Source organism: Streptomyces sp. KR55 (genome assembly GCF_052245645.1).
Classification (GTDB): Bacteria; Actinomycetota; Actinomycetes; order Streptomycetales; family Streptomycetaceae; genus Streptomyces; species Streptomyces flavusporus.
Map to the genome: position 1 here is coordinate 1 of NZ_JBQQCE010000406.1, position 8,921 is coordinate 8,921.

8 protein-coding genes are annotated in these 8,921 nt (G+C 69.4%); 4 read left to right on the forward strand and 4 right to left on the reverse strand.

Annotated features, from left to right (window positions below; genetic code table 11):
- Positions 1 to 855 (forward strand): tripartite tricarboxylate transporter permease (locus tag ACTWQJ_RS39490; RefSeq protein ID WP_443311256.1); only part of this gene is annotated, 855 nt, incomplete at its 5' end.
- 64 nt (positions 856 to 919) lie between these two features.
- Here the strand turns inward: ACTWQJ_RS39490 and ACTWQJ_RS39495 are convergent.
- Together ACTWQJ_RS39495 and ACTWQJ_RS39500 are read right to left on the reverse strand one after the other, a co-directional pair.
- On the reverse strand, positions 920 to 1,963 hold the full coding sequence (locus tag ACTWQJ_RS39495) for a YihY/virulence factor BrkB family protein (protein ID WP_443311261.1): 1,044 nt from the start codon (positions 1,961 to 1,963) through the stop codon (positions 920 to 922).
- Positions 1,964 to 2,190: 227 nt separating this feature from the next.
- Positions 2,191 to 2,883: a GAF and ANTAR domain-containing protein gene (locus tag ACTWQJ_RS39500; RefSeq protein ID WP_443311262.1), complete on the reverse strand. Its 693-nt coding sequence runs from the start codon at positions 2,881 to 2,883 to the stop codon at positions 2,191 to 2,193.
- A gap of 275 nt (positions 2,884 to 3,158) precedes the next feature.
- Here ACTWQJ_RS39500 and ACTWQJ_RS39505 point away from each other — a divergent pair, with 275 nt between their 5' ends.
- Both ACTWQJ_RS39505 and ACTWQJ_RS39510 read left to right on the forward strand, forming a co-directional pair.
- Positions 3,159 to 4,235, forward strand: coding sequence for an NAD(P)H-dependent amine dehydrogenase family protein (locus tag ACTWQJ_RS39505; RefSeq protein ID WP_443311257.1), 1,077 nt, complete (start codon positions 3,159 to 3,161; stop codon positions 4,233 to 4,235).
- Between the two features lie 63 nt (positions 4,236 to 4,298).
- Complete coding sequence (locus ACTWQJ_RS39510) at positions 4,299 to 4,724, forward strand: carboxymuconolactone decarboxylase family protein (RefSeq protein WP_443311263.1); 426 nt, start codon at positions 4,299 to 4,301, stop codon at positions 4,722 to 4,724.
- A gap of 46 nt (positions 4,725 to 4,770) precedes the next feature.
- On the opposite strand, the gene ACTWQJ_RS39515 is transcribed toward ACTWQJ_RS39510, so the two are convergent.
- Positions 4,771 to 6,423 carry a GMC oxidoreductase gene (locus tag ACTWQJ_RS39515; protein WP_443311258.1) on the reverse strand — a complete coding sequence of 551 codons (1,653 nt, stop codon included), beginning with the start codon at positions 6,421 to 6,423 and terminating at the stop codon, positions 4,771 to 4,773.
- A 188-nt stretch (positions 6,424 to 6,611) separates the two neighbouring features.
- On the opposite strand from ACTWQJ_RS39515, the gene ACTWQJ_RS39520 reads away from it, so the two are divergent.
- Positions 6,612 to 7,832, forward strand: coding sequence for an alginate lyase family protein (locus ACTWQJ_RS39520; RefSeq protein WP_443311259.1), 1,221 nt, complete (start codon positions 6,612 to 6,614; stop codon positions 7,830 to 7,832).
- Here ACTWQJ_RS39520 and ACTWQJ_RS39525 read toward each other — a convergent pair.
- Positions 7,829 to 8,921 (reverse strand): IS200/IS605 family accessory protein TnpB-related protein (locus ACTWQJ_RS39525; protein ID WP_443311260.1); only part of this gene is annotated, 1,093 nt, incomplete at its 5' end. The two genes, ACTWQJ_RS39520 and ACTWQJ_RS39525, sit on opposite strands and share 4 nt — an antisense overlap.

Consider the following 8,921-nt stretch of genomic DNA (forward strand, 5'->3'; position numbering starts at 1 on the left):
CTCTTCGCCATCGGCGAGGCCCTGTGGGTCGCCGCCCACCTGCGGCGCAGGCCCGGCGAGGCGATCCCGGTCGGCCGCCCCTGGCTGGGGCGCGGCGATGTGCGGCGGACCTGGAAGTCCTGGCTGCGCGGCCCGTTCATCGGCTTCCCTTTCGGGGCCATCCCGGCGGGCGGCGCGGAGATCCCCACCTTCCTGTCGTACGTCACGGAGAAGCGCCTGTCGAAGCACAAGGACGAGTGGGGCAAGGGCGCGATCGAGGGCGTCGCCGGACCGGAGTCCGCCGCGTCGGCCTCGGCGGCGGGCACGCTGGTGTCGATGCTGACGCTGGGCCTGCCCACGACCGCGGTCGCGGCGGTCATGCTGGCCGCGTTCCAGCAGTACGGCATCCAGCCCGGCCCGCTGCTGTTCGAACGCGAACCCGAACTGGTGTGGGGTCTGATCGCCTCCCTGTTCGTCGGCATGGTGCTGCTGCTCGCCCTGAACCTGCCGCTCGCGCCGGTGTGGGCGAAGCTGCTGCGCATTCCGCGGCCGTATCTCTACGCGGGGATCCTGTTCTTCGCCGCGGTCGGCGCCTACGCGGTGGGCGGCGAGGTCGTCGACCTGGTGATCCTGCTGGTCATCGGCCTGATCGGGTTCGGTATGCGCCGCTACGGCCTGCCCGTGCTGCCCGCCGTCATCGGGGTCATCCTCGGCCCGAACGCCGAGCAGCAGCTCCGCCGCGCCCTGCAGATCAGCGACGGCAGCGTGTCCGGTCTGGTCGACACGCCGTTCGCGGTGACGGTGTATGCGGTGGTCGTCGTACTGCTGGCCTGGCCGCTGCTGAAGCGCTTCGTGCGCCGTCCGGGCACGTCCTGAGGCACGCCGGGGGCCGCGAGGATGCGCCGCGCGGCCCCCGGGCACCGCCGAAAGGCACGGCCGGTCATGTGTCGTCCGCCCGGCGCCGGTCGGCCTCGTCCCAGGCCCGGGTGTCGCGTGGCTCGATGTACGGCTCGGCCTCGGGCGGGTGCCCGCCGACGATGGCCCGCTGGCGTGCGATCTCGGCATCGAACTCCAGGCCCAGCAGGATCGCCAGATTGGAGATCCACAGCCAGATCAGGAAGACGATGACGCCGGCCATGGTCCCGTACGTCTTGTTGTACGAGCCGAAGTTGGCGACGTAGAACGCGAAGCCGGCGGAGGCGATCAGCCAGATCACGAGGGCGAGGAAGCTGCCCGGGGTGATCCACCGCCGGCCCCTGATCCTGGCGTTGGGGCTCGCCCGGTACAGGATCGCGATCATGAACGTGACCAGGAAGACCAGCACAGGCCACTTGGCGATCGACCATACCGTCAAGGCGGTGTCCCCGATGCCGATGATGTCCCCGGCCCGGCGGGCCAGACCACCGGTGAAGACCACGATCAGCGAGCTGATCATGGCCAGCACCATCAGGACGACGGTCAGTGCCACGCGGATGGGCAGGACCTTCCACGCCGGACGTCCCTCGGGAATGTCGTAGACGGCGTTCGCGGCGCGGATGAACGCCGCCACATAGCCCGACGCGGACCACACCGCCAGCACCAGGCCGACGACGGCCACGATCGTGCCGGTGCCGGCGGTGTTCTGCAGTTGCTCCACGGCCCGGACGATGATGTCCCGGGCCGGCCCCGGCGCGAGCTGCCGGACGTTGTCCAGCACCTTGTCCGTGACCGACGGATCGGCGATGCCCAGCAGGGACACCAGCACCAGCAGCGCCGGGAACAGCGACAGCACGCCGTAGTAGGTCAGCGCCGCCGCGCGGTCGGTCAGCTCGTCGTCCTTGAACTCCCGCAGGCTCCCTTTCAGCACCGCACCCCAGGACCGCTTCGGCAGGTGCGTCGGCGCATCGGGTGCCGCCCGGTCCACCTCCGGCCCCGGCCCGGCCGCCGCCGGCGCCGGACTCCGGTCGCCGTGATCCTTTCGCCCTGGAAGACGGAGCTTCGTCATGCGTGCCGAGTAACCCTCGGTGCCGTACTTCAGTCGGCCGCCGGCCGATCCCGGGGTGTCCGACAGGTGGGCCGCGGAGAGTGACGGACGATGGCGGGCCGTGGCGTCGGCGCCGAGCGGTGCCGTGGCTCTGGTCCGAACCACGACACCTCACGAAGCCGATTCCGCGGCGCCGACTTCGTGTTCCCCCCGCGTACCCCCGATGAATGGTCGCCGATCGGTCTCCGTCAGCTTTCCGGGACGGCCTTGGCGCGGATGGACTGGGCCACGTCGCGGAGCTTGATGTTGTGCGTCTGGGAGATGCGGCGCAGCACGTCGAAGGCTTCCTCCTCGCTGAGGTGATGGCGCTCCCGCAGGATGCCCATCGCCTCGCCGATCGCGTGCCGGGTGTCCAGGGCGTGCTCCAGCTGGTCCACCGTGCGAGCACTGGCCAGGGCGACGGCGGCATGGGCGGCGAGCAGCCAGCCGGCCGTCTCGCTCTCCTGACCGAACGCTCCCGGGCGGGAGGAGTAGAAGTTCAGGGCGCCGAAGTCCTCCTCCCGTGTGTAGAGCAGGAAGCCCATCATGCTGCCCACGCCCAGCTCCCGGGCCGCCGGCGCGAAACGCGGCCAGTACGGCTGCGGCTTCGTCATGTCGGTGATGCGGAACAACCGCTCGCCGTCGGTACGCCGGGCGGCGTCAAAACAGGGACCCTCGCCCAGTTCGCCCTGCAGCCGGTCGCTCTCCCTGCCCATGTGCCCGCACGAGGAGAGGGCGACCGCGCGCCCCTTGCGCAGGGTGAGGATACTCGCCGCCTCGCATCCCTCGATCAGCTCGACGGCGCTCGAGGCGATCTCGTCCAGCGTGTCCTGCGTGGAGTTCTGCGCCAGCAGGTGCCGGGCGAGCCCCGCCATCTGTTCGGCGAACTCACGCCACTCCATCGCACCCACCGCCCGCTCCTCATACCTTCGCTGCGGAAGGAGGCCGACCGTCGATCGCCGGGACTGGCCCGCCGGAACCCACCTGCTCACGTCGGCCAGAGCGCCGACCCGGCCGCCCTAGTCGCAGCGTACCGCTCGGCAGCGGCCCTGTTCGGTACGGCGATCATGACCGCCGCGCACGGTCGCTCCCGTGTCGGCGGGCGTGGCGCGGAAGGCCCGGACGCAATCCGTGCACGACTCTGGGAACCTTTGCGCCGTCTCGTTACCCTCCGCCCATGATTTCCACGGTTGTGTGGGGTACGGGGAATGTCGGCCGTGCGGCCATCCGCGCGGTCGACGCGCATCCGGCGCTGGATCTTGCGGCCGTGCTGGTGGCCGACCCCGCCAAGGTCGGCCGGGACGCGGGCGATCTGGGCGGGCTGGGACGCCGCCTGGGGGTGCCGGTGACCGATGACGTGACGTCGGTTCTCGCGGCCGGGCCGCGCGCCGTGGTGTACGCGGCGTCGGGTGACCTACGGCCGGACGGGGCGCTGGCGGACATCGGCCGAGCCGTTCGGGCCGGGGCGGTGGTCGTCACTGCGTCGGTGTACGGGATGTACGACGTGCGCAACGCCCCGCCCGAGATCCGGGACCCGCTGCTGGAGGCCGTCTCGGCCGGCGGCGGGTCACTGTTCGTGTCCGGGGTGGATCCCGGCTGGGCGAACGACACGTTGCCCCTGCTGATCAGCGGGCTCGGCTCGCGCATCGACGCGGTCCGCTGCCAGGAGATCTTCGACTACTCCACGTACGAACAAGAGGAATCCGTACGGAACTTGGTGGGCATGGGCCGGCCGATGGACTACCAGCCGCTCATGCTGGCCGAGAGTGTGCCGACGATGGTGTGGGGCGGGCAGATCCGCATGATGGCCAGGGCGCTCGGCGTCGAACTCGACGAGATGCGCGAGGCGCTGGAGCGACGGGCGCTCGAAACCACCGTCACCACCTCGACGATGGGGGAGTTCGAGGCCGGCACTCAGGGCGCGGTGCGCTTCGAGGTGCAGGGCATCGTCGACGGCCGGCCCCGTCTCGTCATCGAACACATCACACGCATCCACCCGTCCTGTGCCCCGGACTGGCCCGCACCCCCCGACGGCGGGGCGGGAGCACACCGGGTGATCATCGAGGGCCGCCCCCGCATCGAGGTCACCGTCACGGCGACCGACGAGGGCGAGAACCGGTCGGCGGGCGGCAACGCCACCGCCGTCGGCCGGCTGGTGAACGCCATCGACTGGCTCACCGAGGCCAAGCCCGGCCTCTATGACGCGCTCGACGTCCCGCTGCGCCCGGCAGCCGGCCGACTGGGAAGGACCTGAGCGGTGACCCTGCGCATCGACATCCCCGACGGAGCTGACCCCATCCCGTACGTGTGGGGCGAGATGGTCCCCGACATAGGCACGGCCGCATCGAACTTCTCGCTGGCCGTGTACGCCCACACGACCCTGGGCCTGAACGAGTTCGAGGCCGCGCGGCTGCGTATCGCGCAGATCAACGGCTGCGCCTTCTGCCTGGACTGGCGCACCGAGCGGGACGGGCGGAAGGTCGGTGAGGACTTCGCCGACGCCGTCGCCTCCTGGCGCACCACGGACGCCTTCGACGAACGGACCCGGCTGGCCGCCGAGTACGCCGAACGGTACGCCCTGGACCATCACCACCTCGACGAGGAGTTCTGGAGCCGGATGACGGCGCACTACAGCCAGGCCGAGATCGTGGAGTTGAGCATGAGCATCGGGTCGTGGCTGGCGTTCGGCCGACTCAACCACGTGCTCGGGCTCGACACGGTCTGCGTCCTGCCCCGGCCGTGAGGCGGGCCGAGGCCACGGGGGCCTCGGCCCGCCGGAGGCCGGACGATCACAGATCAACGGCGATGATCTCTTCGATGTTCCGTTCGGCGAGCGCCGTGATGGTGACGAAGGGATTCACGCTCGTGTTGCCGGGGATCAGCGAACCGTCGATGACGTAGAGACCCGAATGGCCGTGCAGACGGCCGTAGTTGTCCGTCGCCTTGCTGAGCACCGCACCGCCCAGAGGGTGGTACGTGAGGTGGTCGCCCCAGATCTTGTACGCGCCGAAGAGATCGGTCCGGTAGATCGTCCCCTCTTTGGCGTTGATCCGGTCGAATATGGACTTGGCCATGTCGATGGACGGCTGTTTCCAGGCCGTCTGCCAGTTCAGCTCCACTTTCCCGCTCGCCGCGTTCCAGGAGAACTGGGCGCGGTGCGGGTTCTTGGTGATCGACAGATAGAACGAGGCGTAGGTCTCTATTCCCGTGGGCAGCGGGGCGACTTCCGCGAATGCACCGCCCGCGGCCCAGTTGTCGATTCCGGCGGTGGGAATGGCGGACTGCAGGGCGCCGGTCGGATCCCACATGTGGTTGGCGCGCCCGCACATGACGTTGCCGTTGTCGCCCCAGCCCTTGCCGACCTCGCCGTTCAGCCCGGGTAGTGCACCGGTTGCCTTCAGCCGGACCAGCAGTTTGCTGGTTCCCACGCTGCCGGCGGCGAAGAACACGCGGTCCGCGGTCACCGTCTTCGTCGCCGTGACGGCGCCGGCGGTGTCGAGTTGCTCGATGCCGACCACGTAGCCGCCGGTGGCCGCAGGAGTGACCGTCGTGACGCGGTGCAGGGGCGAGATGGTGACCTTTCCCGTGGCTCTGGCCCGGGCGAGATAGGTCTTCTGCAGGGTTTTCTTCCCGTGGTTGTTGCCGTACAGGATCTCTCCGGCCAGCGCCGACCTGGGGACCGTACCGGCGGCTTCCTGCTTCATGTACTCCCAGTCGTAGACGTCGGGCACGAAGAGGAACGGGAAACCGGAACGCTCGGCGTGCTTTCGGCCGACGCGGGCGTACTGATAGCACGCGGCGGTCTCGAACCACGCCGGATCGATGGTGCTGACGCCGAGGCCGGTGTTGGCGCGCGGGTAGTACACGTCGTACATCTCGTCGGCGTCGACCGAGGGCAGGACGGCACCGAAGTTCTCCCGTTTCGGCGTGACGGCCATGCCGCCGTTGACCAGTGACCCGCCGCCGACACCGCGTCCCTGATAGACGATGATCCCGCCCATGTCCTCGGCGTCCAGGATTCCGGTGTAGCGGGGTACGTCCTTGTCGAGCGGATAGCCCAGGAAGTTGCTCAGGGGTTGTCTGGTGCGGGTGCGCAGCCAGAAGGACCGGTAGTCGGGACTGGTCGTATTGGCGAAGATCTTGCCGTCCGGGCCCGGGGTTTCCCAGGCCATTCCCATCTCGACGATGTGGACGTCGACGCCCGCCTGAGCGAGCCGCAGTGCGGCGACCGAGCCGCCGTATCCGCTGCCGATCACCAGGACGGGAACGCGGGCATCCGGTTCGATGACGGCGCTGCTGCGTCGGGACGCAGCCGCCGAGGCGGGAGTTGGAGCATTGCTGCTCCCGATCGCGGCCGCGCCAAGAATAGAACCGGTTCCAACGATGAATCGACGGCGGGAACTCCCTCTGTGATGGCCTCTGTTCTGGAGGTCAGCGCTCATGCAGCACTCCTCTGCTTCGAGTGGTCGAAGCGGGTTTTACTGCCACTTGCGCGATAAGTCACGACACACCCGAAGGTAACTTGCCCTCTTTCTTCACCCCTTGACGAAACCTTGGTCCGTACCTATGGTCTCGGCCAGCGCGCGTGTTCAGTCCCCCACCTGTCGTTCACATAGAAGAACGGACTCGCATGTCACACGCCCCCGTCCGACACCGCCACCGGTCCCGTGCGTCCCTCCTCACCCTGGGAGCCGCCGTCACAACCGCCCTCGTGGCGGGACTGCTCACCTGGCCCGGCGCACCCCGCGCCGACGCCGCCCCGGCCACCTTCGTCCACCCCGGAGTGACCGTCTCCCGAAGCCAGTTGGACTTCACCCGAAACAAAGTCAACTCCGGCGCCCAGCCCTGGAAGGGCGCCTTCGACCGGATGACCGCGAGCAAGTACGCCGACCTGAACCGCACACCCAAACCCCGCGCGATCGTCGAGTGCGGCTCGTACTCCAACCCCAACAACGGCTGCACCGACGAGCGCGAGGACGCGATCGCCGCCTACACCCACGCGCTCGCCTGGTACATCACCCGCGACGAGCGGCACGCGAAGAAGGCCATCGAGCTGATGGACGCCTGGTCGGCCGTGATCCAGGACCACACCAACAGCAACGCACCCCTGCAGACCGGCTGGGCCGGCTCCTCATGGCCGAAGGCCGCCGAGATCATCAAGTACACGTACACCGGCACCTGGGCCAACTCCGGCCGCTTCGCCACCATGCTCCGCACCGTCTACCTGCCCGAGATCATCAACGGCTCCAACTCCAACGGGAACTGGGAACTGTCGATGATGGAGGCCGCGATCGGCATCTCCGTCTTCCTCGAGGACAAGGCGTCGTACGACAAGGCGATGGCGAAGTTCCGCACCCGCACGGCCGCCTACGTCTACCTCTCCTCCGACGGGGAACTGCCGAAGACCGTCCCCAGCCAGAACCTCAACACCCGCGAGAAAATCGTCAACTACTGGCAGGGCCAGTCCACCTTCGTCACCGGCCTCACCCAGGAGACCTGCCGGGACTTCACGCACGCGGGATACGGCATCTCCGCGATCTCGCACGTCGCCGAGACCAGCCGGATCCAGGGCCAGGACCTCTACGGCACCGACGTCGGCGAACGGCTGCGGCACGCGCTCGGCTTCCAGGCCAAGTACGAACTGGGCGCGGCCGTCCCGGCCTGGCTGTGCGGCGGTTCCCTGCACCTCGGACTCGGCCCCGTGACCGAGGTCGGCTACAACGCGATGCACAACCGGCTCGGCCACGCTATGACCAACACCCAGGCACTGACCGAGCGGAACCGCCCGGCCGGCAGCAACAACCTGTTCGTGGCCTGGGAGACGCTCACACACGGCGACAACCGTTCCTAGAGACTGAGCGGGAGTGAATCCTGCTGCCAGGACCCATGCTCAGCCGAACGCCCCGAACGGTGTTGGGCGTTCTGGTTCCCCGCGTTCGCTCCGCATCCGGCGCGCACGGATCGTGTCCGTGGTCCGGAAATGCGGGGGCGGGGTTCCTCACGCCCAGGGACGCCCGGTCGGGCCTGGACGGTCCGATGCCCCACCGCATCACTCCGGTGCTGTGGGGGCGGTGCCGTCCGTCGCCGGATCGGGTGTCCCTGGGCGCGCCTGCCGATCGCCACGGCGGCCGCGTCGTGACGGGTCGTGGTGCGGTTCTTGCTAGTGAGGGGCTTGTGCCAGTGCTGGGCGCCCCAGCGGCTGGTGTACGCGGGGTCAACCGCGATGATCGCGATGCCGGTGGCGTCGGCCATCGAGGACAGCCGGGCACGCAGCCTGCCGGTGGGCATGCCGGAGATGAGCTGCCGGAACCGCTTGCGGCGGCCGTGCTTCTCGCGGGTCTTCTCCGCCGCGAAGTCCAGATCCTCGATGGCGATCGCGGCCACGCCGCACGCTGTCGCCCAGTGCAGCAGCCGGGTCAGGGCATGCCGGACCTGGGCGTCGCGGTGGCCGGCGGTGCCGGACAGGTCGTAGAAGAACCGCCGGGGGCTGCCGACGGGGTTGCCGTGCACGTCGAGGCGCCAGGCGGCCAGGTGATCGGCGTTGGTGTCCACCCCGATCACCCCCTGGGCGAGCGCGGCGTCCAGCGGGACGGTCCTGGTCGTCGGCGGATACTGCCAGGCGGCGGTCACGTACCAGCGGTTCCGGCCGGTGTCGTAGTGGATGCGGTAGGCGACGGCCCGGTTGGCCTCGACGCGGTCGGCCCACTCGGTGCCCCGGTGGGCGAAGCACACGGTGCCGGTGAGGACGTACCGGCCGTGCGGGGCGTTCGCCAGGTCCTTCAGCGGGGCGGGCAGCTTGATGCTCAGCCGACCGTCGGGGGTGATGCGGAGGGTCTCGTTGCCGTACCGCTTGCCGGACTCGCCGTCCGCCTGCAGGAACCAGCGCTCGCACTCCCACCGCCGACGCCACCCGGCCTCGGTCAGCTGTGCTGCCTGCAGG